This window comes from Nocardioides furvisabuli, from assembly GCF_021083185.1.
Classification (GTDB): domain Bacteria; phylum Actinomycetota; class Actinomycetes; order Propionibacteriales; family Nocardioidaceae; genus Nocardioides; species Nocardioides furvisabuli.
The window spans coordinates 108,483-135,439 of the sequence record NZ_JAIGQB010000006.1 but is presented as its reverse complement, the minus strand read 5'-3'; the positions used below and the strand labels follow the sequence as shown (position 1 = coordinate 135,439).

Annotated in this window: 26 protein-coding genes; 12 read left to right on the top strand and 14 right to left on the bottom strand. The window is 73.2% G+C overall.

Annotated elements, in window-relative coordinates:
- Window positions 1–22: 22 nt before the first annotated feature.
- The 4 genes from K4G59_RS13600 to K4G59_RS13585 are packed head-to-tail and all read right to left on the bottom strand — an operon-like array spanning window position 23 to window position 4,084.
- Complete coding sequence (locus K4G59_RS13600) at window positions 23–1,174, bottom strand: ABC transporter ATP-binding protein (RefSeq protein WP_231251604.1); 1,152 nt, start codon at window positions 1,172–1,174, stop codon at window positions 23–25.
- A complete protein-coding gene (locus tag K4G59_RS13595; protein ID WP_231251603.1) occupies window positions 1,174–2,001 on the bottom strand; it encodes an ABC transporter permease in 828 nt (275 codons plus the stop codon). Before K4G59_RS13595 ends, K4G59_RS13600 begins: the two co-directional genes overlap by 1 nt.
- Window positions 1,998–2,834, bottom strand: coding sequence for an ABC transporter permease family protein (locus K4G59_RS13590; RefSeq protein WP_231251602.1), 837 nt, complete (start codon window positions 2,832–2,834; stop codon window positions 1,998–2,000). Before K4G59_RS13590 ends, K4G59_RS13595 begins: the two co-directional genes overlap by 4 nt.
- Window positions 2,835–2,845: 11 nt before the next feature.
- On the bottom strand, window positions 2,846–4,084 hold the full coding sequence (locus K4G59_RS13585) for an ABC transporter substrate-binding protein (RefSeq protein WP_231251601.1): 1,239 nt from the start codon (window positions 4,082–4,084) through the stop codon (window positions 2,846–2,848).
- 96 nt (window positions 4,085–4,180) lie between these two features.
- Between K4G59_RS13585 and K4G59_RS13580 the strand changes: the two genes are divergently transcribed.
- From K4G59_RS13580 to K4G59_RS13570, 3 genes are read left to right on the top strand one after another with little or no spacing between them, the layout of a single operon-like run.
- Window positions 4,181–4,867, top strand: a complete 687-nt coding sequence (locus K4G59_RS13580) for a TVP38/TMEM64 family protein (protein WP_231251600.1) — start codon at window positions 4,181–4,183, stop codon at window positions 4,865–4,867.
- Window positions 4,864–5,508 carry a CDP-alcohol phosphatidyltransferase family protein gene (locus K4G59_RS13575; RefSeq protein ID WP_231251599.1) on the top strand — a complete coding sequence of 215 codons (645 nt, stop codon included), beginning with the start codon at window positions 4,864–4,866 and terminating at the stop codon, window positions 5,506–5,508. The genes K4G59_RS13580 and K4G59_RS13575 overlap by 4 nt, the downstream gene beginning before the upstream one ends.
- Before the next feature lie 48 nt (window positions 5,509–5,556).
- Window positions 5,557–6,300, top strand: coding sequence for a TVP38/TMEM64 family protein (locus K4G59_RS13570; protein WP_231251598.1), 744 nt, complete (start codon window positions 5,557–5,559; stop codon window positions 6,298–6,300).
- Here the strand turns inward: K4G59_RS13570 and K4G59_RS13565 are convergent.
- The 5 genes from K4G59_RS13565 to K4G59_RS13545 form a co-directional block, all read right to left on the bottom strand.
- Window positions 6,288–7,379, bottom strand: a complete 1,092-nt coding sequence (locus tag K4G59_RS13565; RefSeq protein ID WP_231251597.1) for an NAD(P)/FAD-dependent oxidoreductase — start codon at window positions 7,377–7,379, stop codon at window positions 6,288–6,290. The genes K4G59_RS13570 and K4G59_RS13565 overlap by 13 nt on opposite strands.
- On the bottom strand, window positions 7,369–8,811 hold the full coding sequence (locus tag K4G59_RS13560) for a dihydrolipoyl dehydrogenase family protein (protein ID WP_231251596.1): 1,443 nt from the start codon (window positions 8,809–8,811) through the stop codon (window positions 7,369–7,371). Before K4G59_RS13560 ends, K4G59_RS13565 begins: the two co-directional genes overlap by 11 nt.
- Window positions 8,808–9,086 (bottom strand): zf-HC2 domain-containing protein, encoded by a 279-nt coding sequence (locus K4G59_RS13555; protein WP_231251595.1) that lies wholly within the window; start codon window positions 9,084–9,086, stop codon window positions 8,808–8,810. Before K4G59_RS13555 ends, K4G59_RS13560 begins: the two co-directional genes overlap by 4 nt.
- Window positions 9,083–9,649 carry an RNA polymerase sigma factor gene (locus K4G59_RS13550; protein ID WP_231251594.1) on the bottom strand — a complete coding sequence of 189 codons (567 nt, stop codon included), beginning with the start codon at window positions 9,647–9,649 and terminating at the stop codon, window positions 9,083–9,085. The genes K4G59_RS13555 and K4G59_RS13550 overlap by 4 nt, the downstream gene beginning before the upstream one ends.
- A 188-nt stretch (window positions 9,650–9,837) precedes the next feature.
- The gene (locus tag K4G59_RS13545; protein WP_231251593.1) at window positions 9,838–10,380 is read right to left on the bottom strand and encodes a carboxymuconolactone decarboxylase family protein; all 543 of its coding nucleotides are present in this window, start codon (window positions 10,378–10,380) and stop codon (window positions 9,838–9,840) included.
- 180 nt (window positions 10,381–10,560) lie between these two features.
- On the opposite strand from K4G59_RS13545, the gene K4G59_RS13540 reads away from it, so the two are divergent.
- Entirely contained in the window at window positions 10,561–11,118 is a 558-nt protein-coding gene (locus K4G59_RS13540) for a TlpA family protein disulfide reductase (RefSeq protein ID WP_231251592.1), read from the top strand.
- Window positions 11,118–12,362 (top strand): DUF3179 domain-containing protein, encoded by a 1,245-nt coding sequence (locus K4G59_RS13535; RefSeq protein WP_231251591.1) that lies wholly within the window; start codon window positions 11,118–11,120, stop codon window positions 12,360–12,362. The genes K4G59_RS13540 and K4G59_RS13535 overlap by 1 nt, the downstream gene beginning before the upstream one ends.
- Here K4G59_RS13535 and K4G59_RS13530 read toward each other — a convergent pair.
- Window positions 12,330–13,046, bottom strand: coding sequence for a haloacid dehalogenase type II (locus K4G59_RS13530; protein WP_231251590.1), 717 nt, complete (start codon window positions 13,044–13,046; stop codon window positions 12,330–12,332). The genes K4G59_RS13535 and K4G59_RS13530 overlap by 33 nt on opposite strands.
- Before the next feature lie 156 nt (window positions 13,047–13,202).
- Entirely contained in the window at window positions 13,203–13,613 is a 411-nt protein-coding gene (locus tag K4G59_RS13525; protein WP_231251589.1) for a PRC-barrel domain-containing protein, read from the bottom strand.
- 136 nt (window positions 13,614–13,749) lie between these two features.
- Between K4G59_RS13525 and K4G59_RS13520 the strand changes: the two genes are divergently transcribed.
- The 3 genes from K4G59_RS13520 to K4G59_RS13510 are packed head-to-tail and all read left to right on the top strand — an operon-like array spanning window position 13,750 to window position 16,552.
- Window positions 13,750–14,496, top strand: a complete 747-nt coding sequence (locus K4G59_RS13520; protein WP_231251588.1) for a response regulator transcription factor — start codon at window positions 13,750–13,752, stop codon at window positions 14,494–14,496.
- Window positions 14,497–14,504: 8 nt separating this feature from the next.
- Window positions 14,505–15,878: a HAMP domain-containing sensor histidine kinase gene (locus K4G59_RS13515; RefSeq protein WP_231251587.1), complete on the top strand. Its 1,374-nt coding sequence runs from the start codon at window positions 14,505–14,507 to the stop codon at window positions 15,876–15,878.
- Window positions 15,875–16,552 carry a GerMN domain-containing protein gene (locus K4G59_RS13510; RefSeq protein ID WP_231251586.1) on the top strand — a complete coding sequence of 226 codons (678 nt, stop codon included), beginning with the start codon at window positions 15,875–15,877 and terminating at the stop codon, window positions 16,550–16,552. The genes K4G59_RS13515 and K4G59_RS13510 overlap by 4 nt, the downstream gene beginning before the upstream one ends.
- A gap of 66 nt (window positions 16,553–16,618) precedes the next feature.
- On the opposite strand, the gene K4G59_RS13505 is transcribed toward K4G59_RS13510, so the two are convergent.
- Window positions 16,619–17,068, bottom strand: coding sequence for an SRPBCC family protein (locus K4G59_RS13505; protein WP_231251585.1), 450 nt, complete (start codon window positions 17,066–17,068; stop codon window positions 16,619–16,621).
- Window positions 17,069–17,207: 139 nt separating this feature from the next.
- Here K4G59_RS13505 and K4G59_RS13500 point away from each other — a divergent pair, with 139 nt between their 5' ends.
- Window positions 17,208–17,972 carry a SigB/SigF/SigG family RNA polymerase sigma factor gene (locus K4G59_RS13500; RefSeq protein ID WP_231251584.1) on the top strand — a complete coding sequence of 255 codons (765 nt, stop codon included), beginning with the start codon at window positions 17,208–17,210 and terminating at the stop codon, window positions 17,970–17,972.
- Between the two features lie 10 nt (window positions 17,973–17,982).
- On the opposite strand, the gene K4G59_RS13495 is transcribed toward K4G59_RS13500, so the two are convergent.
- Complete coding sequence (locus K4G59_RS13495; protein ID WP_231251583.1) at window positions 17,983–19,602, bottom strand: alpha-amylase family glycosyl hydrolase; 1,620 nt, start codon at window positions 19,600–19,602, stop codon at window positions 17,983–17,985.
- 1 nt (window position 19,603) lies between these two features.
- On the bottom strand, window positions 19,604–21,073 hold the full coding sequence (locus tag K4G59_RS13490; protein WP_231251582.1) for a phospholipase D-like domain-containing protein: 1,470 nt from the start codon (window positions 21,071–21,073) through the stop codon (window positions 19,604–19,606).
- Window positions 21,074–21,182: 109 nt separating this feature from the next.
- On the opposite strand from K4G59_RS13490, the gene imuA' reads away from it, so the two are divergent.
- From imuA' to K4G59_RS13475, 3 genes are read left to right on the top strand one after another with little or no spacing between them, the layout of a single operon-like run.
- Window positions 21,183–21,848, top strand: coding sequence for a DnaE2-dependent mutagenesis accessory factor ImuA' (imuA', locus tag K4G59_RS13485; protein WP_231251581.1), 666 nt, complete (start codon window positions 21,183–21,185; stop codon window positions 21,846–21,848).
- Between the two features lie 16 nt (window positions 21,849–21,864).
- Window positions 21,865–23,448, top strand: a complete 1,584-nt coding sequence (locus K4G59_RS13480; protein WP_231251676.1) for a Y-family DNA polymerase — start codon at window positions 21,865–21,867, stop codon at window positions 23,446–23,448.
- Between the two features lie 21 nt (window positions 23,449–23,469).
- Complete coding sequence (locus tag K4G59_RS13475; RefSeq protein ID WP_231251580.1) at window positions 23,470–26,895, top strand: error-prone DNA polymerase; 3,426 nt, start codon at window positions 23,470–23,472, stop codon at window positions 26,893–26,895.
- Window positions 26,896–26,957: the final 62 nt, after the last annotated feature.

The window sequence follows — 26,957 nt, the reverse complement described above, 5'->3', positions numbered from 1 at the left end:
GCGCATCATCGCGGCGCCCAGGTCAAGCAGGTCCGACGGAGCTCCTCCCGCCGTCGACCACAGGGCGGCGCGTGTCCTCCTCGGGCTCCCCCGCCAGCGCCGGCGCGGCACTCCCGGGTCGCTCGTCCCGCACTGCCCACTGAGGCGCACGCCTGTCGGACAGCACGACCCGGAACCGGGCGCCCGGCCGGACGTCCTCACCGACCGGGAGCTCCACCTCCAGGGGCGAGTCGTCGTCGCCCACGAGGGAGACCACGACGCGCGTGCCGATGGGACGCCGGCGTACGACACGGGCCCCGATCCCCGGTCCGGCGCCGAGGTCGGCGTCCACCTCCAGACGCAGCGCCTCGCGACGCACCAGGAGCACCGCGGCACCGTCCCCCGCTCCCTCGGCGGCGACAGGGAGCCGTCCCCAAGCGCAGTGGTGCACACCGTCGCGGACCGTGCCGGCGATCTCGGTGAAGCCGCCCAGCAGGCGGGCGACGGCGACTGTCGCCGGCCGCCGGTAGATCTCGGTCATCGGCGCGTGCTGGTGCACGCGCCCGTCGATGAGCACGACGCTCGACTCGGCGAGCGCCGCCTCGTCGAGGTCGTGGGTGACCATCAGGATGGTCGGCGCCAACGCGGCGCGCACCTCGACGAGCAGGTCGTGCATCGAGGCCCGGAGCTCACGGTCGAGGGAGCTGAAGGGCTCGTCGAGGAGCAGGGCGCCGCGCTCGGCCGCCAGCGCCCGGGCGAGCGCGACCCGCTGCTGCTGGCCACCGGACAGCGACGCGACGTCGCGCGAGTCCATTCCCTCGAGGTGGACCAGGCGCAGGTAGCGCCGGGCACACCGGCGGGCCTCGCGACGTCCGGAGCCGGCCAGCCGAGGGGCGAAGGCGACGTTGCCGGCGACGTCGAGGTGCTCGAAGAGCAGCGGGTGCTGGAACATCACCGTGAGGTCGCGCCGCTCGGTGGGCTGGTCGGCGACGTCGCGGCCGTCCACCAGCACCTCGCCGGAGGTGGAGCGCAACAGGCCCGCAGCGACGCGCAGGAGGGTGCTCTTGCCGGACCCCGAGGGTCCGACGACGGAGACCATCTCGCCGTCCGCGACCGCGACGGATGCGCCCCGGAGGGCAGGGGCGTCCGCGTCGGGGTAGCGGTGCCACACGTCGCGGACCTCCAGCGTGCTCATCAGCGCATCCTCTCGTGGTCGGGCACGGGCTCGGGCAGACGGTCCGCCGGCGCGGTGCGACCGCTGCCTCGGACCCGGAGGGCGGCGACGGTCACCAGGACCACGGGTGGCGCGACGGTGGCCAGCGCCATCGCGGCGACCGTCGCATCGTTCCCGGAGCCGGACGCCGCGGCTCCCAGCAGGACGGGCGCGGTCACGAGCTGCCCGCCACCCACCAGCAGCGTGACGACGTAGTCGCTCCACCCGACCAGGAAGGCCAGCAGCGCCGCCACGAGGATGCTGCCGCGCACGGCGGGCAGCACGACCCGCAGCCGCGCCTGGCGGGGCGTCGCCCCCAGGGCCCGCGCCTGGGCCTCCAGCTCCGGCGACGTCCGCGCGAACGCGGTCGCGCTGGTGTACGCCGTGTAGGGGATCGCGACCACGGACAGCAGCAGCACCACCGATACCAGCTCGTGCAGCCCGACCCGGATCAGCACCACGTCGAGGCCCATGGCCACGGCGAAGGGCGGCAGGACCAGCGGGACAAGCAGCAGGGCGACCACCATCCGGGGGCGCCCGGTGAGGCGCCAGCCGAGCACCCGTCCGGTCATCACCCCCAGCGGAGTCGCGACGGCAGCAACCGCGAGACCCAGCACGAGCGAGCGCAGCAGCGCGAGCGGAAGTCCGGCGGAGGCTGCCTCGCGCCATCCCGACACCCCCCAGTCGCGAGGAAGCAGGTCGGGGAAGCTCCAGCGCTCCGCCCCCGCCCACACCAGCACGGGGGCGAGCGGCACGACCAGCCAGAGCAGCGCCAGCACCAGGCCGGCCGTGCGCACGACCCGCGTCACGGCGCACCGCCCGTCGAGAGTGACCGCAGTCGCGGCAGTGCCGCGAGCGCTGGCACGGCGACGCAGAGGGCCAGGGCGGAGCCGGTCACTGCAGCCGCCGCGGCAGCCGGTCGGTCGGTCAGCTCGATGGAGCCGAAGAGCCGGAAGGCCAGCACCGGCAGGGGTTCGGGGACCGCACGCCCCAGCAGCCACGCCACCTCGTAGGACCCGATGGCGTAGACGAGCGTCACCAGCGAGGCAGCTCCGACAGCGGGTGCGGCCGTGGGCACCAGCACCCGGAGGACCCGTTGCACGGGGCGTGCCCCCAGACCCGCCGCGACCTGCATCCGCATGCGATGGCCCGGCGCGACCGCGGCCAGGACGACGAGGGCGACGAACGCCGACTCCTTCCACGCCAGCTCCAGGACGGTCGCGACCGGCCACGGACCGCCGACGAGTGCCGGCCAGCCGTCGCCCCCGGCCGGCGCTGCGAGCCGGGCGGCGACTCCCCCGTCGCTCAACAGCAGCGACACCGAGGTCGCTCCCACCAGGTGTGGCACCGCGAGCACCGCGAGGCACGCCAGGCGTACGACGGACGCCGCCCGGCCACCGCCGAGCATCAGCGCCGCCAGGAGGAAGCCGACCAGGGCCGCGAGCACCGTCGCCGGCAGCGCGATCAGCAGCGACTCCCCGATGCCGGCCACCAGGTCGGGCGCCGCCGAGCGCCAGCCGTCGAGGCTCGGCGCGGGCTTCCCGTACAACGGCATCAGCCCGACCGAGGTGGCCACCACCGCAGCCATGCCGGTGCCCGCGACCACGGTGATGGCCACGATCCCGGGCGCGGCACCGCTCACCCCCGGGCTCCTCATGGGCGGCCGAGGACCTCGCGTCGCCAGCCCTCGTCGAGCGGAGTCACCCACGACGAGGAGAGCTCCGGCTGCGCGTTGCGGGACAGCTCGTCGTACGCCGGCACCACCGGTGAGTCCGGCAGCCGGTCGAAGGCATGGGCCGCGTCGTCCTCGAGCAGCGCGATGTCGAGGACGGTGAACTGTCCCCACACGTCGGGGTCGGCCTTCGCGACCTGCTGCTCGGGCGACAGCGCGAGGTCGGCGACGGCCATCGCCCCGGCCTGGTCCGGCGAGCTGGCCGGGATGGCGAGGAAGCTGGCGTTGCCGATCGTCCCGTCCTCCACGGACAGCACGCGGGTGGTCGGCGCGAAGGTGCCGTCCTCGACCAGCTCGGTGAGGGTCGCCGGACCGTAGGTCATGGTGAAGTCCACCTGGCCGTCGGCGAACAGCCGGTCCAGCGCGACCTGGTCGCGCGGGTGCGTGCGCCCCTCGCGCCACAGCGCGGGCGCGAGGTCGCGCAGCCGCTCCCACAGCGCCGGCGTGAGCTCGTCGTACGCACCCTCGTCGAAGGCCGCCGGGACTCCCTCCGCTCCGCCGGACAGCGCGTAGAGGGCCTGCCGGACGAACACCGAGCCGGTGAAGTCCGGCGGCGCGGGATAGGTGAAGCGACCGGGGTTGGCCTCGGCCCAGTCGAGGAGCCCGGCGACCGTGGCCGGCGGATCCGTGACCCGGGCGGAGTCGTAGGCGAAGGTGAACTGCGCCTTGTGCCACGGCGACTCGCACCCCTCGACCGGCACGCCGAAGTCCTCGCTCACCAGGGGGTCCTCGTCGCTGACGTAGCGCATGTTCGGCAGGTCGTCGGACCAGCCGCACAGCCACGCACCAGCCTCCTGGCCGGTGGCGAAGTTGTCGCCGTTGACCCAGACCAGGTCCACGGAACCCTCGTCCTCGCCGGCGGCCCGCTCGGCGAGCAGACGTCGCATCGCGTCCTTGGTGTCCGCCACCGGCACCCTCCGCACCGTGACGCCGAGGTCGGCGGCCGCCGGGGCCAGCACGTCGTCGACGTAGGCGTTGCCACGCTCGTCACCGCCGTACATCCACAGGTCCACGGTCTGGCCCTCCGCTTCAGCCAGCACCTCGTCCCACGGGCGGTCGGCCGAGGTCGCCGGGCTGTCGGCGGCGGGTGCTGCGCAGGCACTGACGAGCAGGGCCGAGGCCAGCGCGGTCGCTGCCAGGCTCACGGGACGGGCACTCACGGCGGGGTGTCTCCTCGGGCTGACGGGCTGTCGGGGCGATCTTGCCGCAACGGGAACACGATGGGGGTCTCGCGGACTTCCCTCCCCGTGGACCCGATGCGCACGCCGAGCCGATTCTGGGCGTGGGCACGACTCGGCGCACTCGCGACGGTCCTGCTCGCGGTGTTCGTCGTCGAGCAGCGCCGTGGATGGGACGACGTCCGGCTGCTCCGCGAACAGGTCGACGGCACCGGTCCGTGGGGGGCCGCCGCCTTCGTCGCCGGGTACGCCCTGCTGTGCCTGCTGCCGGCACCCAAGGCGCTGCTGACCGCCCTGGGCGGTGTGCTGTTCGGGCTGTGGCTCGGCGCCCTCCTGTCGTGGCTCGCTGCCCTGACCGGGGCCGCGGCGACCTTCGGGCTGGGCCGCGCACTGGGTCGGGACGCGGTCGACCAGCTGACACGGGGACGTGTCGAGCGGGCGGACCGGCTGCTGGCCGACCACGGGTTCGGCGCGGTCCTCGCCGTGCGGCTGACTCCCGTGCTGCCCTACACCGTGATCAACTACGCCGCGGGTCTGACCGGCGTGCGGTGGCGCGACTACCTCCTCGGTTCGGCGCTGGGCATGGTGCCGGGAAGCCTGGCCTACGCCGCCCTGGGCGCGTGGGGCGCCGACCCGTGGGGGGTCTTCGCCGGGGTCGCGGCCCTGGTGGCCCTCGTCGTGATCGGCACGTTCGTCGGCCGACGCCAGCTGGGCCATGATGGCGGCGCTGCGCCCGCGCCGGCCCCCGACGCAAAGGAGACATGATGTTCGACGCCGTGCTCCGACGTCGTCTCGACGGCCCGCTGGCCTCGGTCGCCGGACGGATCGACCGGTCGTGGGTGACGCCCGACCGCCTCACCGTGTCCGGGCTGGCGCTCGGTCTGGCCAGTGCCACGCTCGCGGCGGGTCAGCTGTGGGGCTGGGCGCTCCTCGCGTGGCTGCTCTCCCGTGCCCTGGACGGCCTGGACGGTCCCCTGGCCCGCCGGCGCGGCACCGGGCGTGGCTCCCCCGCCGGCGGGTACCTGGACATCACCGCGGACTTCGTCGCCTACGGCGCGACCGTGGTCGGGGTCGCCGTCGGCACGGTCGGAGCCTCGGCCCCGCTCACGGAGTGGTTGCCCTTCCTCGCCGTGCTCCTGGCCTACTACGTCAACGGCACGGCGTTCCTGGCCTTCTCCTCGATCGCCGAGCGCACCGGGCACCGCATCGACGACGGCCGGTCGTTGAGCTTCCTGGGCGGGATCGCCGAAGGGGCGGAGACGATCCTCGTGCACTCGCTCTGGTTGCTCGTCCCCGCGTACGCCCCCCAGGTCGCGACGGTGTGGGCGGGTGTGGTGGGGATCAGCGCCGCCCACCGGATCGTCACCGGCTACCGCACCCTGCGCGAGCCGTCCCCGGGCACGTGACCCGGACCCGTCGGGAAGTCGCGAGGGCGGTCGGTGGGTTCCTCCCACATGACGACCCCACCAGCTCGTGACGACGTGGCGGACAACGTGGCCGACGACGTGATCGGCGACGCAGGTGCGCCCTCGGGTGCGGCCGGCCTGCGACTGGCGGCGCTGGTCCTGGCCTTCGCCGCGGCGTCGGTCGCGCTGCACCTGAGCGGCTGGAACGGACCCGAGCGTCTCCAGGCCCTGGTGGAGTCAGCAGGCTGGGCGGGAGCGGCGGTGTTCGTGGTGGGGTACGCCGTCCTTGTGCTCGTGCCGGCACCGGCATCGTTGCTCACGATCCTCGGCGGTGCCCTCTTCGGGCTGTGGTGGGGCACCCTGCTCGCCTGGACAGGCGCCCTGCTCGGCGCCTTCGGCGGCTTCCTGCTCGGCCGACGGCTGGGCCGCCCGGCCGTCGACCGGATGCTCCGCGGACGGCTCCAGCAGGCCGACCAGGTGCTGGCTCGCCACGGGCTGGCCGCCGTGCTCGCCGTCCGGCTCCTGCCGCTCTTCCCCTTCACCCCGATCAACTACGCCTCGGGCCTGCTGGGGGTCCGTGTGCGCGACTACGTGCTCGGCACGGCGATCGGCATCGTGCCCGGGGCACTGGCCTACGCGGCGGTCGGCGCCTCGGGAGCTGACCCACGCGGCATCGTCATCGGCGTCGGCGGGCTCCTGGTCCTCACGCTGCTCGGCGGCACGGTGGGGCGCCGCCTGGTCAGCAGCGCGCGCACACCTGTCGACGACGACGCTGCAGGTCAACCGCGGTAGGTGGACAGCCAGCGTCGGTCGATACGGCTCTTCAGCGCCAGGCTCGAGGGGCCCAGCCACCACCACCGACCGCGCACCGCGAGCGCCGTGCCGCCCCCGAGGTCGAGGATCGACAGCACCCGCCGCTGCGGGCGGTAGACCGGGGCCGGGGCACCGCTCGCGCGCGCCTCGAGTGCCGCGAGCAGCACCGGCCCCTGGCGTACGCCGTGGACGCCGAGGCGTGGAAGGGGCGACGGGAGGAAGTCGGCGCAGTCGCCGGTGGCGTACACGTCGTCGTGGTCGCGGTGCTGGAGGGACGCGCGCACCGGGAAGCCACGCGGACCGCCCAGTGGCGACCGCCTGGCCAGCGGTGGCGGCGCGAGGCCGGTGGCCACGACCAGGATGTCGTGGGGCAGGCGGGTCCCGTCGCGCACCACCAAGGTGTCCGCCTCGCTCCGGACGGGGCCGGCGTCCGTCACGATCCGGACCCCCCGCGCCTCGAGCAGGCTGACGAGTCGTCGTGCCGCGCGCTGCGGGAGGAAGTCGCCGACGCGAGGGCCCTGCTCGACCAGGTGGACACGGTCCGTGTCGGCGCGCGCGGCGAGGTGCGCGGCGAGCTCGAGCCCGCTGGCGCCGCCGCCGACCACGGTGACGTGGTGCCCGCGCCCTGTCGGCGCGACCTCGAGGCGCTCACGCAGTCGGGCCAGGCCGCTGAGCGGCTTGACCTCGACGACGGTGTCAGCGCTGCCCAGGACCGGAGGCACGTCGACGACGCTGCCGATGTTGAACGACACCACGTCCCACGCGAGCCGTGACCCGTCGTCGACGGTCGCCGTCCGCGTCAGCGGGTCGACGTCGGTGACCACACCCTGCCTGTGGTCGACCCGGTGGCGTCGGGCGAGCGCGGCGACGTCGATCAACCCCTCCGCAGGGTCGCGGTGACCGGCCGCGATCCCCGACGCGGCCCCGCTGTAGTCGAACCGTGCGGGTGCCACCAGCGTCGTGCGATAGCCGGCGGCGTCGAGGCGCGACGCATGGCGCAGGAGGTGGAGGTGCGCGTGGCCGGCGCCCACCAGCAGCAGGCGGCGCTCAGGCGGCACGGCGCTCGAGCCACCAGCGACGGGTCCGCGCCAGCGTGTGCAGCGCGCGCCGCGTCGCCGGGCGGTCGAGCTGCGTCCGGACGTCGGCGACCGCGGCGTTCCACGGCCCGTCGTTCCACGTCGGGTAGGCGTGCGTGATGCCGGCCAGGTCGCGCGTGCGCAGCCCACGCCGGACGGCGATCGCGAGCTCGCCCAGCGTCTCCCCCGCCCGGGGTCCCACGACGGTGGCTCCGAGGATCCGACCCTTGGCGTCCACCGCCAGGCGGGTGAGCCCGTCGGTGTGGTCCTCGGTCACGGCACGGTCGACGTGGCGGTGGTCCAGGGTGAGGATGCGGATCCCGTCGCGCTCGCGTCCGGTGTCGACGCCGACTGCGGCCACCTCGGGGTGGGTGTAGGTGACCCGTGGCACGGCCGAGGTCTCCACCGCTCGACGTACGCCGAGCACCGCGTTGCCGGCGGCGAGACTGCCGTGGACGCCGGCGACGTGGGTGAACTGCGGATGACCCGTCAGGTCACCGGCAGCCCAGATGCGGGGGTTGGTGGTCCGCAACCGTGGGTCGACGACCACGAACCCGCGCTCGTCCACCTCGACGCCGACCGTGTCGAGGCCGAGACCCGTCGTCCGGGGCTGTCGTCCCACAGCGACCAGCAGCCGGTCGAAGGCGACCTTGTCCCCGTCGTCGAGGACCAGCCACCCCGACTGCGGGTCCGACGCGATGACCGACGCCACCGACTGACCGGTCAGGATCCTGACGCCGTCGGACTCCAGCGCGCGGTGCACGACGGCGGCAGCCGAGGCGTCCTCCCGTGGCAGCACCCGTGGCGCTCCCTCGACGATCGTCACCTCGATGCCCAACCGCGACAGCCCCTGTCCGAGCTCGCAGCCGATGCTCCCCCCACCGAGGACCGCCACCCGGCGTGGAGCCTCGGTGAGGTCCCACACCGTGTCGCTGGTCAGGTAGTCGAGGTCTGCCAGGCCGGGGACCGGCGGCACCGCGGGCGCCGCTCCCGTGGCGACCACCGCCTGCGTGAAGCGGACGGTCTCGCCGTCGAGGTCGAGCGCGCCCTCACCGACGAACCTGCCGTGTCCGGTGCGCACCGTCACGCCGGCCGCCTCGAGAGCCTCGATCGAGTCGACGGGAGCGATCTGCCGGACCGCGCCGTGCACGTGCTCCATCACCTGCGCGAAGTCCACCCGCACCTCGTCGACCGTGACCCCGAACCGTCCCGCGCGACGTACGCCTGCGGCGGCCTCGCCTGCGGCGAGCAACGCCTTGGACGGCACGCACCCGGTCCACAGGCAGTCGCCACCGGTCCGGTCGCGCTCCACGAGGAGCACCCTCGCACCGAGACGCGCCGCCGTCTTGGCCGCGACGATCCCGGCGGTGCCGCCGCCGAGGACCAGCAGGTCCCATCGCTGCGTCGTGCTCACCGCTGATGCCCGTCGACCAGGTCGTCGAGGACGGCGCGCATCCGGTCGACCGAGGCCTGGTCCACCGGGCGGCGTCCCGACCACAGCGACAGGGCGCGGTGCAGCAGCCGGTGCTGGCGCATGACCTCGCTGCACCTCGCGCAGGTGGCCAGGTGCTCCTCGAGCCGGGTGACCTCGCCCGGTGTCAGGGGTGCCGCCGGATCGGCGTCCAGGTAGCGCTGGATGCGGCGTGCGGTCCAGTGGCAGGTGATCATCTGCCGGAGCGCTCCACTCATGACTGCTCCCCTCGGGTGGTGGTGAAGGTGGGGCCGAGTGCCCTGCGCACGCGTTCGCGAGCGCGGCTCAGCCGGGACATGACGGTGCCGACGGGCACGTCGAGGACGGCGGCTGCTTCTGCGTACGACAGGTCGTGGACGTCGACGAGCACGAGCGCTGAGCGGAACTTCGGGTCCAGTCCCGAGATGGCCACCTGGAGCGCCCCGTCGAGCTCGTCGGCGACGTACACCTCCTCGGCGGCAGGGGACTCCACCGACCCGAAGGCGGGACGGGAGGCATGGATCAGCTCCCAGTCGTCGACGGCGATCGGCCGGCGCCTGCGGTGCATGTTGACGTTGGTGTTGCGCACAATCGTGAGTAACCACGCGCGGGGGTGGCGGCCGTCGAACCGGTCGATGGCCCGGAAGGCGCGTACGAGCGACTCCTGGACGAGGTCCTCTGCGTCGGCGGTGCTCCCGGTGATGCTCCGTGCCACCCGCAGCATGACCTCGATCTCCGGCTCGACGATCTCCGCGAAGGCACGCCTGCGCGCGGCATCGGCGGGAGCGCTCGTCTCACTCATGCCACGGGAACCCGTCGACGGTCCGGATGTCTTCCGGACACGGCATGGATCCTCGCGGTCGGGCACGGCGCAGACAGAGGTTCAGCATGCGGCGAGCCTTGCACGTGCGTCCCGAGCAGCGTGCTGGCCGGACGGCGCGAGGGCCGACGCCCGGTCGGCACTCGGCCCTCGAACGGGCGCTCCGGGCCTCAGACCTCGGGTGCCTGGGGCACGTCGAGCTCGGTGTGGACATGGTGGTTGAAGTAGTTCGTCAGCAGGTTCAGCGTCACGTGGGCCGAGAGCTCGGTCAGCTGCTCCACGCTCCAACCGGTGTCCAGTGCTGCCTGCCACGCGGCGTCGCTGGTGTTGCCGACCTTCGCGGTGTACTCCCGTGCCAGGGTGAGCAACGCGTCCAGGGCAGGGTCGAAGTCAGCCTCGCCGCGGCGGATGGCGATCATCTCGTCGTCGCCGAGGCCTGCGGCCTTGCCGCCGCCGGTGTGGGCGGACTGGCAGTAGGTGCACTCGTCCTGGTTGCCCACCGCCAGTGCGATCGCCTCGCGGGTCCTGGCGTCGAGCAGCGCGTGCTCACGGATGACGTCCTGCAGGGCGACGTAGGAGTGCAGGACCGCCGGTGAGTGCGCCATCTCGCCGTGGATGTTGAGCACCTTGCCGTAGGTCGCCTCGAGCTGCTTGAGCGCGTCGCGGCTGGCCTCGGGTGCGTTGTCCGTGGTGTGGACGGGAATGCGGGGCATGTCTCCTCCAGGAGATCGGGTCAGGTTGTCCCTGCGGCAACCCGGCCACGACGGGGCACGATTCCGCACGAGGGTGTGGATGGGGTCACGTACCTCCTCTCGGCCGATCGGGAAGGAACCCGATCCTTCGCCGGGTTTCGTGAGTGAGCACCCAGTCTCCGACCCGGCAGGGAGGTCATCATGAAGGCAGTGAGTGCCCACACCTGGACTCGATCTCTCGTCGGGCTGGTCGCGCTTCTCGTGCTGCTGGTCTCGGGATGTGGCACCGGCGCGCGGAACGCCACCGCCGACGAGACAGCGACCGACGACACCTCGACCACCACAGCAGGCACAGCGACGCCTGCGGTGCTCGACTTCACCTCCGAGACCGTCGACGGTGACGCCTTCGACGGCAGCACGCTCGCCGGCAAGCCGACCGTCTTCTGGTTCTGGGCGCCGTGGTGTCCCACGTGCCGCGCCCAGATCTCCGGTGTCGGCGAGCTCGCCGAGTCCTACGGCGACCAGGTCAACGTCGTCGGTGTCGGATCGCTCGACGAGCAGGCGGCCATCGAGGGTTTCGCCGCCGAGGTGTCCCCCGACGTCACGCTGCTCGCCGACCCCTACGGCGCGGTGTGGCGCCAGCTCGGCGTGACCGCCCAGAGCACCTACGTCGTCCTCGACGAGACCGGGGCGGAGCAGGCGTCGGGCTACCTGGACGACGGCGAGCTGGTCGCCCTCGTCGAGGACCTGGTGGGCTGATGTCCGCGGGACGAGCGGCCGCAGCGGGCGTGCTGGTCCTCGTCCTGGGCGCCTGTGCGAGCGCCACGGACGAGCCCGCCGCGCCCACCGGGGAGGACCGGTCGCCCACGTCGGCGACCAGCGACAGCGCGCCGGGTGGCGAGAAGCCGCCGTCGGCCCTCGACGATCCGGCACATCCCGACTTCCCCGACCCGCTGATCGACCTCGACGACCTCCTCCCCGGTGGTCCGCCTCCGAACGGCATCCCGTCCATCGACTACCCGCTCTTCGAGCCGGTGGCGGAGGTGGACTGGCTCGACGACGACGAGCCCGTGCTCTCGCTGACGATCGACGGCAGGACCAAGGCCTACCCGATCCGGATCATGATGTGGCACGAGATCGTCAACGACCGGCTCGCCGGCGTCCCGGTGGCGGTGACCTACTGCCCGCTGTGCAACTCCGGCGTGGCCTTCGAGCGCATTGTGGCCGGCGAGACGACCACCTTCAAGGTCTCCGGCCAGCTCTACGCCGACAACCTGGTGATGTACGACCGGCTCACCGAGTCGCTGTGGCCCCAGCTGACCGGCCGGGCGTCGGTCGGCGCACTGACGGGCACCCGGCTCGAGAGCATCCCGGTCGGAGCGGTCGGCTGGGGGCAGTTCCGTGACGAGCACCCGGACGCGCGGGTCCTCAGCAGGTCGACAGGACACGACCGCGACTACCTCACCAACCCCTACGTCCGCTACGACGACCCGGACTCCGAGCCGCTCTTCGCGCTCCCGGCAGACCCGGACTCCCGACTGCCGGTGAAGGCTCGCGTGGTCGGGGTCGGCGAGGGGAAGGACGCGGTCGCCGTGTCCCGGGACGTGCTCGCGGACCGAGGCGTGCAGCACGTGGAGGTGGGCCGGGACCGGGTCGTGCTCTGGCACGCTCCGGGCCAGGTCTCGGCGCTCGACGCCCGCGAGATCCCCGACGGCGCCGAGATCGGGTCGGTCGCTGCCTTCGCCGCGGAGGTGGGCGGGAGGGCCCTGGACTTCGCTCGAGCACCCGACGGCACGTTCCGCGACCGACAGACCGGGTCCGGGTGGAACCTCTTCGGCCGCGCCGAGAGCGGGCCGCTCGCCGGCGAGCAGCTCACGGCCGTCGAGCACCTCGACACCTTCTGGTTCGCCTGGGCCGCCTTCCAGCCGGGCACGAGGCTCGTGCCCGGGGGCCGACAGACCGCCCGGACGTCACGCCAACGCGTCGGCGAGCGCCTCGAGTGACGCCGCCGTGACATCCGGCGCCGCGAAGTACGACGGGTAGGGACCGCCTGTCCGGTTGATCCAGGCGGTGGCCAGTCCGGCACGGCTCGCGCCGTCGACGTCCCACGGGTGCACGGCGACGAGCATGGCGTCCTCGGGCCCCACTCCGCACTCGACCAGCGCATGGGCGTACGCCCCCGGGGCCGGCTTCCACACGCCTGCGTCCTCGACCGTGAGCAGTCGCTCGAAGCGGTCGCGCACACCGGCCCCCTGCAGCAGGGCGTCGGCGACTCCCGCGGACCCGTTGCTCAGGGTCACCAGCCGGATCCCGAGGTCACCCAGGACGCGGACACCCGCGACGACGTCCGGGTGCACCTCGAGCTCGGAGAACCCCTGCATGACGTGGTCGACGGCGTCCTCGAGCGGACGGTCGAGCTGCTGTCCGTGCAGGCGCACGCGCAACGCCTCGGCGCCCACCGCGGCGAACGGCCGGAGGTCACCGGCGACCGTCAGGGCGAACCCGTCACGCAGCAGCTCGGCGAACCAGAGCTTCGCGAGGTGCGCGGGTGCGCCGACGTCCTCGAACCGCGCCGACAGCGGCGCCATGTCCGACAGCGTCTCGTTGACGTCGAAGACCAGCAGCCGCGGACGCCGGGGCCCGTCCGGGCTGACCGGGTGGTCGGAGCTCGGCGGTGCGTCGGTCATGGGGCCTCCTCGTCGGTCGACGCGCTCCGGTCGCGCGCGACGACCTCAGTGTGACCCGCGGCCCGACCGCGCACCACCCCGGGACGTGACGACGTCCCCGGGGCCCCTGACCCCGGGGACGTGCGTTCCCCCACTCCCCCGTAGCTCTGTGTGCCGTCACCCGCGACGGTCGAGGAAGTACGGCTCCCGGTAGCCGTCCTCCCAGAACGGCGTGTAGCCGAAGTAGTTGTAGACCGCGCGGTAGTCCACCGGACCGGGGAGGTCGGGGTCGTAGTCGAAGCCCGACTCGACGTGCAGGTCGCTGCGCTCGAGGCGCACGTGGGCCCGCACACCCGATACCGCGTCCACGGGCACCAGCCGGTGGTGGTCGCCGAGCCCCAGGACGCCGCCCGACGCGACGACGAGCATCCGAGCACGGCGCTCGTCCGCGTCGAGCAGGATCTCCTCGACCTCACCGACACGGTGGTCGCGCACGTCGAGCACGGTCATCCCGCGCACGTCGTCTTGGTCATCGGCGAGGCCGAAGCCCGTCCCGGCGAGCGGGAGCAGCTCGAGGGTCCTCGTCATCGGTGACTCCTTCCGGGGGGCGCTGGGCGTCAACCCTCGCAGCGGAGTGTGACGATCACGCGTGGGTCCGCATTGCAGTTGCGTGACATTGTCGGGCGGCACTCCGCGGTGGCCGGGACCCGGCGACGATGCGACGATGGACGACATGCCCACGCGAGTGCTGGTCCTCGAGGACGACCCCGGGCTCCGTACGTCGCTCCGGATGGTGCTCGAGGACGACGGCTACGAGGTGGTCGAGGCGCACGCTGCCGATCGGGCCCTGGAGCTGGTCGACGCGGGCGTCGACCTGATGCTCGTGGACCTGATGCTCGGCGGGGTCGACGGGTTCACCTTCATCCGGCGCGCCCGTCCGGTGACCGAGGCCCCGATCGTGGTCATCAGTGCGCGTGACGGTGTCGAGGACATCGTCTCCGCGCTCGAGGCCGGCGCTGACGACTACGTGACGAAGCCCTTCGACGTGGAGGAGGTGCAAGCGCGCATCCGCGCGCTGCTGCGGCGGCCGGCCCTCGCCTGTCCGCCGACGATCGACGACGAGGCGACGCACCAGCCGGACGGTGGCCCGTCGCAGGACGAAGTCGTGCTCGACTCCGCCGAGGGTCCGCTGGTCTTCCGTCCCGCCGCGGCACAGCTGCTGCGCGGCGATCGGGAGATCCACCTCACGATGACCGAGTACCGGTTGCTCTCCGTCCTCGTCGACCACCTCGGCCGGGTGCTGAGCCGTACGGCGCTGCTGGAGCACGTCTGGGACAGTGGCTTCTTCGGGGACGAGCGCATCGTCGACGTGCACGTGCGACGGCTGCGCAAGAAGCTGGAGCTCGATCCCACCGAGCCGCGGAGCATCGTGACCGTGCGGGGACTCGGCTACCGGCTCGACGGACGATGACCCCGCGGGTGCGGCGACCGGGGCTGCGCTCGTCGGTGACGGCTGCCTTCGCGATCGGGGCGCTCCTCCTGTCGGTCATCCTGTCCGTGGGGACGTACGTGTCGGCACGTCACCTGCTGGTGGAGCAGCGCGAGCGCACCGCCCTGCGCCAGGCGTACGCCGACGCCGCGCTCGTCCGGGACCGCTTGCGGACGCCCGGCACCGGGGTGGCCGAGGCTCTCGGGGCCGTGGCGCCGCCGTCCGGCGCGACGATGCTCGTGCGGCGCCAGGGGACGTGGTACTCCTCCAGCCTCGACCAGTCGGGCGACGACCTGACCGCGGTGGTGCGGCCCGCCGTCGCGGACGGCGGGGTCGGACTCGGGTGGACGGCGCGCACCGATCCCCACTCGGTCGTGGTCGGCATCCCCCTGCCCGCGGTGGGCGCCGAGTACTACGAGGTGGCGGTCGCGGACGAGCTGGACGCCACGCTGCGCACCCTCGCCGTGGCGCTCCTCCTGGGTGCCGCGCTCACGACCGTCGCCGGCGCCGGGCTCGGGCGGCTGGCGAGCAAGCGCCTCCTCGCCCCGCTCGCCGAGGTCACCCGCGCGGCTGGGGAGATCTCCGCCGGGAATCTCGGCACCCGACTGCAGGACACGCACGACCCGGACCTGGGTTCCCTGGTGAGCTCGTTCAACCACATGGTCGATGCGGTCCACGAACGCATCCAGAGGGACGCCCGGTTCGCCGCCGACGTCAGTCACGAGCTCCGGACCCCGGTCACCACCCTCACCACCAGCCTGGCACTGCTCCAGCGGTCGGATGAGCTGGACCCGCGCTCGCGCCAGGCCGTGGGGTTGATGGCGGACGAGCTGTCCCGATTCCGACGGGCGCTCGAGGACCTCCTCGCCCTCGGCCGCCTCGAGGCCGGGCTGGACGACTCGCGCGTCACGGTGACCGGGGCCGGCGAGCTCGCCCGCAAGGCCCTCGCGGCCAGCGGTCGCAGCGTCGACCTCGTGGTCGCGGGGAGCACGGGCCAGGGTCCGGACCCGCTCGTGGACGTCGATCGCGCGCAGATGGTCCGGGCCCTGGTCAATCTCTACGACAACGCCGACCTCCATGGCGAGGGACTCGTCGGTGTGGAGGTCCGGACGTGTGACGACCGCGTGGAGATCCGGGTCCTCGACCGCGGGCCGGGCGTGGCCGACGAGGACCGGACGAGGATCTTCGAGCGCTTCGCGCGAGCCGGCTCGTCCAGGCCCGGGACCGGCAGCGGCCTCGGGTTGAGCCTGGTCGCCGAGACGGTCCAGCGGCACGACGGGCGCGTCAGGTGCAGCTCGACCGGTCGCGACACGGCGTTCGTGGTCGACCTGCCGCTCGTGACCCCGCGAGGTGAGGAGGCATGAGGCGCCCGTGGAGCCGTCGACGCGCCATCGGACGGTCCCTGCTGTCGCCACTGGCACCGGCACTGGCACTGGCGCTCGCGGGTTGCGGGCTCCCGGGTGAGGAGCGCACCCGCACCGTCGACGCCCCCGTGCCGTACGAGCTGCTGGACAGCGCTCCGGCTGCCGGGGACGGGGTCCGTGACGGCGCGCCGCTGCGGAGCGTGCCCGTCGTCCTGTGGCTGAGGGGCGACGACGTGCTGGTGCCAGCACCCGTTGCAGCCTCGTGCGAGGATCCGCCCTCCGAGGTGGTGGAGGCCACGCTCGGCACGCTGGCCGCCGCTCCCTCGACGGAGGAACGCGACGCGGGGTTGTCCTCGGCCCTGCCTCCGTCGGCCCGTCTCCGGCTGGTGGCGATCAGCAACGGCCTCGCCCGCGTGGACGTCGACCTGATCGACCTCGGAGATCCTGAGAGACTGCCGTTCGCGGTCGGCCAGCTGGTGCTGTCGGTGACCTCCGCGCCCGAGGTCGACGCGATCGAGATGGTCACGTCCGGTCGCCCCGTCGAGGCACCCCTGCCCGGCGGTGCGCTCGCGGACGGTCCGGTGACGGCGGACGACTACGCCGACCTGCTCCCCGGGCACGAGGAGTCCCCCGGGGCGCCGCCCGGCCTCGGCTGCCCGGACCGGAGCCGTTGATCCCGGCCGCGGTGGGGAGTCGCCTGACGACTCGTGCGGAAGCGTCGCTGACCCGGTGACCTCCCGTCAGGAGCCTCCGAGCCGCTCCCCGAGCCGCGCCAGGTCCTTGGTCATCGCCGCCCTCATGGCGCGGCGCACGACCGGAGCGCCGACCTTTGCGAAGCCGGTGGGGGTGCCCCGGTTGCGCAGCCGCATCAGCGTCCCGCCGGCGACGTCGGACCAGGTGTAGGTCGTCTCCATCGGGAACGGTCCGTCGGCGGTGCGCATCACCAGCCGCTCGCCGGGCACCAGCTCGGCGACCTCGTAGGTGTAGGCGAGCCGCCGGCCGAGGAACCTCGCCCCGAAGTCGATCCGAGAGCCCGCCGCCACGGGCGGGGGCGTCCGCCAGCGCACCGAGTCGATGTTGGCGTACCACTCCGGCGCCCGGGCGGGGTCCCCGGCGTAGGCCGCCACCTGCTCGCGGGGGAAAGGCAGCACGGCTTCCACCTCGACATCGACGTCCGCGTCCTTCGACATGGGACGAGTATGCGCCACCGAACGCTGTCCACCCTTTGTCCAAGGTTTTCGTTTTTCGGCTGTCGACCCGTCCCTGCTCCCGACACACTCGGTGCACGCTCACGTCGAGCAACCACCTGAGACTTGTCAAGGAGATCTCGTGACCACCCTCGCGATCGTCCCCCAGCAGGCAGAGCAGCAGCTCCTCGCCCGCCCCGCCCAGTCGAGCGACCGCCAGCGGCAGGTCCACGAGCTCATCGAGGGGCACCTCGCGGTCGCCCGCTCGATGGCCGCGCGCTATCGCAACCGCGGCATCGACCTGGAAGACCTCGAGCAGGTCGCACTCGTCGGACTCACCAAGGCCGCGCAGCGCTTCGACGCCCGCGTGGGTGAGGACTTCCTGGCGTACGCCGCCCCGACGATCCGCGGCGAGCTCCGCCGCCACTTCCGCGACGCCGGCTGGATGATCCGGGTGCCGCGGCGGGTGCAGGAGATGCAGGCACGGATCGCCCGGGCCGAGCAGGACCTGCTCGCGGCGCTGGGGCGCTCCCCGCGTCCCACGGAGGTCGCGGCCCACCTCGGCGCCGACCTCGACGACGTGGTCGAGGCGCTCTCGGCGGACGGGTGCTTCCGGCCCACGTCGATCGACACCACCGCCGGGGAGGGCGACGACACGATCGCGAGCCTCATCGGGTGGCACGACCCCGGCCTCGCGTCCGTCGAGGCCAGGCTCGTGCTCGGCACTGCGCTGGCGGACCTGCCGGAGCGCGAGCGGCGGATCCTGCACTGGCGCTTCGTCGACGAGCGCACACAGGCCGAGATCGCCGAACTCCTGGGTCTCACCCAGGCGCAGGTCTCGCGCATCCTCTCGCGCATGCTCCGCCAGCTGCGGGCAGGCCTGTCCGAGCCGCTGCCCGCCGCCTGAGGACGGGCCGTCACATGCTCGGCGCCCCCAGTGCGAACACGCCGTAGCCGAAGCCGTCGACGCTCAGGCGCTCGCCCTGCACCGTCGCACCACTGCCCAGCAGCAGGTCGGCACCGCGCAGAGCGGCAAGGTCCAGGAACGCCGGTTCCTCCCGGGGGTTGACCACGACCACGTGCCCCTCGCCTCGCTGGTAGGCGAAGGGGTAGCCCGGGTGCAGCACCGTTGTCGCGCTCCGGCCGCCGAGCTCGGGGCGCGACCTGCGCAGGGCGACGAGCCGCCTGACCAGGTGGAGCGTGGAGTCGGGGTCGGCTTCCTGCGCTGCCACCGTCGGCCGCGCGGGGTCGTCGTCGACGGGCAGGTAGAGGTCGGCGGGGTCCGCGGTCGAGAAGCCGGCGTTCGGCCCGTCGTCCCACTGCATCGGGGTGCGGCACCCCGCCCGGTTGTAGCCCGGGTCACAGCGCGAGCCCTCGACCTCCGGCATGTCAGGCAGGTTCCGCATCCCGATCTCGTCCCCGTAGTAGAGGCACGGGACCGTGCCCCAGGTCAGGAGGAAGGTCAGGGCCGCACCGAGCTGCTCGGGAGTCCGCGCCCCCGCCCTCAGGCGCGAGTAGTCGTGGTCGGCCGTGGACATGATGACGGGGCGCGTGGGGTCCGGGCCGCGGACCGAGTCCCAGCTCGCGAGGAAGACATCGGTGCTGCCACGGCCGGCCCCGTCGAAGAACGGCTCCCGGGGCGGCTGCCAGGGCAGGACGCCGGCGGCGTGGTTGTCGAACAGGCTCGCGTGCTCCTCGTGGATGACCAGGAAGAAGTCGGCGTGGAACGCCGGCCGGTCCCCGGCACGCGGCTCCTTGCCCTCGGGGATGATCACCGCGTCGGGGTGGTGCTCGTCCAGCCACCGGCGCACACCACCCCACAGCGCGGCCGTCAGGGCCTGCGCGCGCTCGGGATCGACGTCGTCCTTGACCAGGGAGAAGGCCATGTCGATGCGAAACCCCGCGACGCCCCTGTCGAGCCAGAAGCCCATCACGTCCTTCAGCGCCTCGACGTTGCGCCGCGGCCCCGGGTCGTCGACGGAGTCACGCCACGACTCGCCGTCCCGAGTGCTCGCCCAGCCGAAGTTGAGGGCGGGCTGCTCGTCGTAGAAGTTCTTGAGGTACCACCCCGGCCGCGGCCCCGGAGAAGGCACCCACGCGGGGGTGCCGGGAAGGTCGTCCGCCCAGGCAGACCCCGGCGGGTCGGTGCGCCAGACGTAGCGATCGCCTTCGGGAGACGGGCCGGTGGCCCGCAGCTCGCGCTGGAACCAGTCGTGCTCGATCGAGGTGTGCCCGGCGACGAGGTCCAGCAGCACCCTGATCCCGCGCGCCCTCGCCTCCGCCACGAGCTCCTCGAGGTCCGCGTTCGTGCCGTAGCGAGGCGCGATCCGCAGGTAGTCCGAGACGTCGTAGCCGGCGTCGACGAAGGGCGAGGCGAAGCAGGGGTTGAACCACACGGTGTCCACGCCGAGGGAGGCGATGTGGTCCAGGTGGTCGATCACCCCGCGCAGGTCCCCCACGCCGTCGCCGTCGGAGTCGGCGAAGGACTGGGGGTAGACCTCGTAGAGGACCGCGTCGTGCAGCCATTCGGTGCCCATGTCAGTCGTCCTCCCAGTAGGGGCCCTTGCGGTAGTGGTCGCGCTCGATCGTGGTGACCGGGCGACGCTCGGTGACCCAGACCCGACGCCGCGTCCCGTCCGCGTCGACCACGGTGCGACGTACGCGGAAGTTGGCGTACGACGTCGTGTAGGCGTTGCGCGAGTTGCGGGCGTTGTTCCACTGGTAGTCGAAGTTGGCCAGGTACTTCTTCGCCACGACCGCGCCGCGCACGGTGAACCAGACCTCGTCGTTGGCGCTGCTCAGGCTGGACCAGTTCACCGAGCCGGTGAGCACCATCGAGGTGTTGGGGACGCCGTTGTAGGTGCCCTGGACGACCAGGTACTTCTGGTGGCTGTAGTAGTCGAGGATCAGGTCGTCGACGCCGTCGTTGTTGAGGTCGAAGTTGTCCTCGGTGTCGAAGTCCAGCCCCGTGGAGCGCAGCGGGATCCGGCCGCGGGCGGTGGGCGCGCCGAGGACGCCCTTGGTGTGGTAGCCGATGAGGCCGTAGCTGACCCGCACGTCGCAGCCCTGGACGTACTTCTTGCGGATCGCGGCAGCGAGGTAGTCACCGCGCGCGCCGCGCATGGTGTGCATCGACAGCGCGAGCCGCGTGCGGGTGACCTTGCCGGTGACGGGGTCGACGTTGCGGCACTGCACCCGGTCGAGCAGGGTCAGCACGAGGTCGTTGCGCGGACCCGACGCCCGCGGGAAGGCGACGACCGTGTGCTTGTCGACCGAGTCGTCGCAGACGCCGAGGAGCGGCGTGCCGCAGAACGCGAGGGGCTCCTGGCGGGTGTCGTAGTCCTTGCGCATGTCGTTGAACAGCCCGACGAACTGGCGGAACAGCTCGTGGTCGCCGTCGGTGAAGTAGAGGTCGTTCCACTGGTGGATCGCAGCGTTGCGCGTCATGTTGGCCGAGCCCACGGCCACGACGTCCTTCGACCGGCCGGCCTGGCTGAAGAGGTAGAACTTCGAGTGCAGGTTGTTGACGTCGCTGGCCGCGCCACGGCAGCTCTGGCGGCACTTGTAGATGAAGCTGTTGCGCCTCGGGTTCTTCCCGATCTCGGCGCGGATCATCCTCAGCGCCGCGTTCTCCCAGTGGTCGTTGAGCAGCATCTGCACCTGGACGCCCCGCCGGTGGGCAGCCACCAGGGCACTCGCCACGTTCATCCGGTCCAGCGAGTAGATCGCGATCCGGATCGTGGAGCCCTTGGGCGTGCGGTTGATCGTGTCGATCACCCGGCGCTCGATCTGGAAGTGCCCCTTGGCCAGGTGCGGGTCGTTGAAGAAGGGCCCGCTCGGGGCCTTCCAGCGACGCGTTTTCTGCGGCTTCGCCTGCGCGCCCCGGTCCGCCTGGGCGGCCACGACCCCTTGCGACGCGCTCGACGCAGCGACCCCGGGAGCGACAGCTCCCAGCGACGCCGTCAGCGCCAGACAGATGCTCCCCACGAGCATCGACAGCTTCGACACGACCGGACCCCTTCTGCGGATGGTGCCGTGCCAGCATAGGTATCCTCGCGCCCCTTCGGGCGCCGCCTCGCCGCTTGACTCGTTCGAACACGTGTTCGATGATGGGGTCATGTCCTCCGCCCGCTCGATCGCCGCCCTCGACCCGCGGCGCTCGGTCGTCGAGCAGCTGCGTGAGCGGGTGGCGGCCATGGAGCGCAAGCCGGCAGGCGAGCCGGTCCCGACCCTTCCCGGGTTGGCCGACCTGGTGCCGATGTACGCCGGGGCGACGTACGCCGTCGACTCAGCCTCGCTCGCCCTCGCCCTGGCGGCCGGGGCGTCCCGTGCCGGGGAGTGGGTCGGCTTCGCCGGCTGTGCGGACTTCGGCGCCGAGGCGGCGGCCGAGCTGGGGATCGAGCTCGCGCGCACGGTGCTCGTCCCCGACCCGGGTGAGCACTGGCTGGAGGTGACCGCAGCGCTGGTCGACGTCCTGCGCGTGGTGGTCCTGCGGGCCCCTGCAGCGGTCGACGAGCGCACCGCCGGCATCCTCGACTCGCGCCTGCGCACCCGCTCCTCGGTGCTGGTCGTCCACGGCGACTGGCCCCGGGCGGAGGCCCGGTTGAGCCTCGAGGAGTCCGTCTGGACCGGACCGTCCTCGGGCGCCGGGCAGCTGGAGGAGCGCCGCGCCCGCGTCGTCGTGCGCCGCGGTGCCCGCCCGCCGCAGCGCGCCGACCTGGCCTGGCCGGGGGTGCGCCGGGCCGACACGTCGACGCAGGACCAGCGACGGGTCTCGGGGTGAGCACCCCGTGAGGGTGATGGTCGTGTGGTGCCCCGACTGGTCGGTGGTCGCCGCGCTCGACGAGGCCGACCGGTCGCTGCGCTCCCCCGCCGCCGTGCTCCACGCCAACATCGTCGAGGTGTGCAACGGTCCCGCCCGCGCCGAGGGCGTCCGCCGCGGACAGCGCCGGCGCGACGCACAGGCCCGGTGTCCCGAGCTGGTGCTGCTCCCCGCCAACCCCGACCGAGACGCCCGGGCCTTCGAGCCGGTCCTGACGGTCGTGGAGGACCTGCGCCCCGGGGTGTCGGCCCTGCGGCCCGGGCTGCTGGCCGTGCGCGCGCCCGGCAGCTGGTACGGCACCGAGACCGCCGCCGCGGCGACCGTGTGCCAGGCGCTGGTCGAGAGCGGCGTGTGGGACGTCCGGTTCGGCATCGCCGACGACCTCTTCACCGCCGAGCAGGCCTCCCGCACCGCCGAGGTGCAGTCGTGGACCGTCGTGCCGCCCGAGGAGTCCGCGGCGTTCCTGCGCGGTCTGCCCGTGCACGTGCTCCAGGACGACGGACCGCGCGGGCGCGAGCTGGTCGGCCTGCTGCAGCGCCTCGGCCTGCGCACCCTCGGCGACCTGGCCGACCTGCCGGGTGACGCCGTCGAGCACCGGCTCGGCAGCCACGGTGCGGCCGTACGCCGACGCGCCCGCGGCGAGGACCGCACGCTCTTCGCCGCCCGCACGCCTCCGCCCGAGCTGGACGCCGAGGTGGTCTTCGAGCCCCCTCTGGAATCGGTCGAGGCGATCACCTTCAGCGTCCGCACCACCGCCGAGCGGTTCGTCACCCAGCTGGCGCAACGCCAGCTCGTCGCCACCGGCGTCCTCGTCGAGGCCGAGTCCGACGGGGTCGTCTGCTCGGCCCGCACCTGGTTGCACCCGCGCCACTTCTCCGCGCGCGACCTGGTCGACCGGGTGCACTGGCAGCTCCAGTCGGCCGGGTCCACGAGCGGACCGGGAGGCTCGCTGCGCGCCCGCAAGCAGTCCGGCGAGGTGCGAGCGCCGATCGAGCGGGTCCGGTTCGTCCCGGAGGTGGTCGAGTCGGCCGCCGCCCACGGCGAGGCCCTGTGGGGCTCTGCCTCCGACGACCTCGTCGAGCGGGGCGTGGCCCGCGTGCAGGGCATGGTCGGCTTCGACGCCGTACGCCGTCCGGTGCTGCAGGGCGGCCGCAGCCCGTCCGCCCGGCAGTCGCTCGTGCCGTGGGGCGAGCGCGCGGTCGACCTGCGCCCCGTCGACCGGCCGTGGCCGGGGCGGGTGCCGGGACCTGCCCCCGTCCGGGTCTTCACCACTCCCCCGATCGCAGAGGTCGTCGACGACGCGGGCCGCGAGGTGCGGGTCACCGACCGCGGCGTCGTCACCGGTGAGCCCCGACGATTCCGGCTCGGCGACGCCACCGGCCGACAGAGCCTGCCCTGGCAGCCCGTGACCGCCTGGGCCGGTCCGTGGCCCACCGACGAGAGCTGGTGGTCGGGCGGCGCCGGACCGAGTGCGCGTTTCCAGGTCGTCGGCGCCGACGGGCGCGCGTGGCTGCTGCTGCGCGGGCCCGAGGGATGGTCGCTGGAGGCCGGCTATGACTGACCCCCGAGTGGGGGTGCGCTGATGGGCTGGAACAACCCCGCCATGCACTGGAAGGAGCTCGAGCGCCGGCTCAGCGGGCTCCCGGGCGCCGACGACGCGCCTGTGTCGCGGCGCAAGCGCGCCTCCACCGAGGCGCGGGTGATCGAGCGACCGGTCGCGACGACGCCCTACGCCGAGCTGCACTGCCACAGCCACTTCAGCTTCCTCGACGGTGCCAGCTCACCCGCCGAGCTCGTCGAGGAGGCGGTGCGGCTGGGGCTCCACGCGCTCGCGGTCACCGACCATGACGGCTTCTACGCCGCCCCCATGCTGGCCGAGGCGGCAGCGGCCTACGACCTGCCGACGGTCTTCGGCGCCGAGCTCTCCCTCGGCCTGAGCGGCCCGCAGAACGGCGTACCCGATCCCGAGGGCAGCCACCTGCTGGTGCTGGCGCGGGGCGTCGAGGGCTATCACCGCCTCGCCGCCGCGATGACCGACGCCCACCTCCGCGGTGACGAGAAGGGCCGCCCCGTCTACGACCTCGACGAGCTCGGCGAGCGGGGGCGCGACCACTGGGTGGTGCTCACCGGGTGCCGCAAGGGCAGCGTGCGCCAGGCGCTGGCCGCCGGGGGCGAGGCCGCCGCGGCGGAGGCGCTCGACCGGCTGACGGCGCTCTTCGGGATCGAGCACGTGCTGGTCGAGCTGTCACCGCGACCGGGGGCCGACGCAGCCAACGCCGCGCTCGCCCGGCTGGCGGCGGTCCACGGTCTCGACGTGGTCGCGGCCGGAAACGTCCACCACGCGACCCCGCGGCAGGCGCGACTCGCCTCGGCCATGGCCGCCGTCCGCGCCCGCCGCAGCCTGGCCGACCTCGACGGCTGGCTCGACCTGTCGGGCTCGGCCCACCTGCGCACCGGAGAGGAGACGGTCGCCGCGCTGGCGGCACAACCCCTCGGCACCGGAGCGGACGACGTCGGACGCCGTGCAGTCGAGCGCAGCGTCTCGCTCGCAGACGAGCTGGCCTTCGACCTGCGCAAGGCCTCCCCAGCCCTGCCGAAGCGGCAGATCCCCGAAGGCCACACCGCCGACTCGTGGCTGCGCGTCCTGGCCGAGCGCGGCTTCGCCGAGAGGTACGCCGGCGTCCCCCACGAGGCCGCGGCCCGCGAGCGGCTGGAGCACGAGCTGCGCGTCATCTCCGAGAAGGACTTCGCCGGCTACTTCGTCATCGTCCACGACATCGTCGCCTTCGCCCGCTCGCAGCGCATCCTGTGCCAGGGCCGCGGGTCCGCCGCGAGCTCAGCGGTCTGCTACGCCCTCGGCATCACCGCCGTCGACGCGGTCTTCTACCAGCTGCCCTTCGAGCGCTTCATCTCCGCGCACCGCGACGAGGAGCCCGACATCGACGTCGACTTCGACTCCGACCGCCGCGAGGAGGTGATCCAGTGGGTCTACGACACCTATGGGCGCCGCAACGCCGCCCAGGTCGCCAACGTCATCGCCTACCGCCCCCGCATGGCGGTGCGCGACGCGGCCAAGGCGCTCGGCTTCTCCCCCGGCCAGCAGGACGCCTGGTCCAAGCAGATCGACGGCTGGAAGTCCGTGGTCGCCGGCGACCAGGGCGACCCGGACGCCCACGACGTGCCCGCTCCCGTGGTGGCCCTGGCCGAGGAGCTGATGGGCGCCCCGCGCCACCTCGGCATCCACTCCGGTGGCATGGTCCTCACAGAGCGCCCCATCGGTGAGGTGTGCCCGATCGAGCGGGGGCGGATGGACCGTCGCACGGTGCTGCAGTGGGACAAGGACGCGTGCGAGTCGATGGGGCTGGTGAAGTTCGACCTGCTCGGGCTCGGGATGCTCGGCGCGCTCGACCACATGATGCGCCTGGTCGCCGAGCACCTCGGCGAGGAGTGGGACCTCGCGACGATGCCCAAGGAGGAGCCGGCCGTCTACGACATGCTCTGTCGCGCCGACTCGATCGGCGTCTTCCAGGTCGAGAGCCGGGCCCAGATCGGGACGCTGCCGCGGCTGCGCCCCCGCGAGTTCTACGACCTCGCCATCGAGATCGCCCTGATCCGCCCCGGACCGATCCAGGGCGGCGCCGTGCACCCCTACGTCCGCCGCGCGACCGGCAAGGAGCCGGTCACCTACGACCACCCCGAGCTCGTCCCCGTGCTCGAGCGCACCAAGGGTGTGCCGCTCTTCCAGGAGCAGCTGATGGCGATGGCGGTCACCCTGGGCGACTGCAGCCGCGACGACGCCGACCTGCTGCGCCGCGCGATGGGGTCCAAGCGCGGGATCGAGCGGATCGAGTCGGTCAAGGCGAAGCTCTACTCCGGCATGCGGCGACGCGGGATCACCGGTGAGCTGGCCGACTCGATCTACGTCAAGATCCTGTCCTTCGCCAACTTCGGCTTCGCCGAGTCGCACGCGCTGTCCTTCGCGCTGCTGGTCTACGCCTCGTCGTGGTTCAAGCTCCACTACCCCGCCGCCTTCCTCGCCGGGCTCCTGCGCAACCAGCCGATGGGCTTCTACTCCCCGCAGTCGCTGGTCGCCGACGCGCGGCGCCACGGCGTCGACGTACGCCGTCCCGACGTGACGCGGTCGTCGGCCCGGGCGGACCTCGAAGGGGTCGTCGTGGGCCCGGTCGCGGCCACCGGCCCCGACGCGTGCTGCCAGCCGCGCTTCGAGCGGACCGAGTGGGTGCCGGGCACCCCCGACCCGGTGCCCGCGCACCGACGCGACGCCGCGCTGGCCGTACGCCTCGGGCTGGACTCGGTGCGCGGCATCGGGCTCGAGGTGGCGCACAGGATCGTCGCGGCCCGCGACGAGTCCCCCTTCACCGGCGTCACCGACCTGTCGCGACGCGCGGACCTGACCACGGCCCAGCTCGAGGCGCTGGCCACTGCCGGCGCGTTCGACGCGTGGGGGCTCGACCGCCGCGAGGCCCTGTGGGCCGCCGGCTTCGCCGAGGGGGCCGACCACCTCCCCTGCAGCACCCCTGCCCCGGCCGCCCCCACGCTCCCCGGCATGAGCGAGCCCGAGCTCACCCTCGCCGACCTGTGGGCCACGGGCGTCTCGCCCGAGCGGCACCCCGTCGAGCACCTGCGCGAGGAGCTGCGCCGGGCGGGGATCCGATCGGTCGCCGACCTCGCCACCGACGAGGCCGGGCGCCGGGTCCACGTCGCCGGTCTCGTCACCCACCGTCAACGCCCGGGGACGGCGATGGGCGTGACCTTCCTCAACCTCGAGGACGAGACCGGCATGCTCAACGTGGTCTGCTCGATCGGGGTGATGAAGGCGCACCGGCAGGCTGCCCGCAACCGCGTCGCCGTGGTCGTCCGGGGTCGGCTCGAGCGCAACGAGGGCGTCACCAACCTCGTCGCCGACAAGGTCGAGGGGATCGACGTCGTCGTGCCCGGGGCAGGCGCGGTGCTGCAGGCGCGGGCATCATCGCGCGACTTCCGGTGAAGGACGACCCCGACCGCGTCGCAGTCCGGGCCCACGATGCGATGTACTGCAGCCTCGCCGAC

What these genes read in the sequence shown, in the direction of transcription:
- K4G59_RS13545 (WP_231251593.1), bottom strand. Translation starts at nt 10,380, where the DNA reads ATGCCCCGCATTCCCGTCCACACCACGGACAACGCACCCGAGGCCAGC.
- K4G59_RS13480 (WP_231251676.1), top strand. Translation starts at nt 21,865, where the DNA reads ATGGTCGTGTGGTGCCCCGACTGGTCGGTGGTCGCCGCGCTCGACGAG.
- K4G59_RS13520 (WP_231251588.1), top strand. Translation starts at nt 13,750, where the DNA reads ATGGACGACATGCCCACGCGAGTGCTGGTCCTCGAGGACGACCCCGGG.
- K4G59_RS13540 (WP_231251592.1), top strand. Translation starts at nt 10,561, where the DNA reads ATGAAGGCAGTGAGTGCCCACACCTGGACTCGATCTCTCGTCGGGCTG.
- K4G59_RS13550 (WP_231251594.1), bottom strand. Translation starts at nt 9,649, where the DNA reads ATGAGTGAGACGAGCGCTCCCGCCGATGCCGCGCGCAGGCGTGCCTTC.
- K4G59_RS13510 (WP_231251586.1), top strand. Translation starts at nt 15,875, where the DNA reads ATGAGGCGCCCGTGGAGCCGTCGACGCGCCATCGGACGGTCCCTGCTG.
- K4G59_RS13495 (WP_231251583.1), bottom strand. Translation starts at nt 19,602, where the DNA reads ATGGGCACCGAATGGCTGCACGACGCGGTCCTCTACGAGGTCTACCCC.
- K4G59_RS13530 (WP_231251590.1), bottom strand. Translation starts at nt 13,046, where the DNA reads ATGACCGACGCACCGCCGAGCTCCGACCACCCGGTCAGCCCGGACGGG.
- K4G59_RS13505 (WP_231251585.1), bottom strand. Translation starts at nt 17,068, where the DNA reads ATGTCGAAGGACGCGGACGTCGATGTCGAGGTGGAAGCCGTGCTGCCT.
- K4G59_RS13600 (WP_231251604.1), bottom strand. Translation starts at nt 1,174, where the DNA reads ATGAGCACGCTGGAGGTCCGCGACGTGTGGCACCGCTACCCCGACGCG.
- K4G59_RS13575 (WP_231251599.1), top strand. Translation starts at nt 4,864, where the DNA reads ATGATGTTCGACGCCGTGCTCCGACGTCGTCTCGACGGCCCGCTGGCC.
- K4G59_RS13475 (WP_231251580.1), top strand. Translation starts at nt 23,470, where the DNA reads ATGGGCTGGAACAACCCCGCCATGCACTGGAAGGAGCTCGAGCGCCGG.
- imuA' (WP_231251581.1), top strand. Translation starts at nt 21,183, where the DNA reads ATGTCCTCCGCCCGCTCGATCGCCGCCCTCGACCCGCGGCGCTCGGTC.
- K4G59_RS13535 (WP_231251591.1), top strand. Translation starts at nt 11,118, where the DNA reads ATGTCCGCGGGACGAGCGGCCGCAGCGGGCGTGCTGGTCCTCGTCCTG.
- K4G59_RS13570 (WP_231251598.1), top strand. Translation starts at nt 5,557, where the DNA reads ATGACGACCCCACCAGCTCGTGACGACGTGGCGGACAACGTGGCCGAC.
- K4G59_RS13580 (WP_231251600.1), top strand. Translation starts at nt 4,181, where the DNA reads ATGCGCACGCCGAGCCGATTCTGGGCGTGGGCACGACTCGGCGCACTC.
- K4G59_RS13525 (WP_231251589.1), bottom strand. Translation starts at nt 13,613, where the DNA reads ATGACGAGGACCCTCGAGCTGCTCCCGCTCGCCGGGACGGGCTTCGGC.
- K4G59_RS13555 (WP_231251595.1), bottom strand. Translation starts at nt 9,086, where the DNA reads ATGAGTGGAGCGCTCCGGCAGATGATCACCTGCCACTGGACCGCACGC.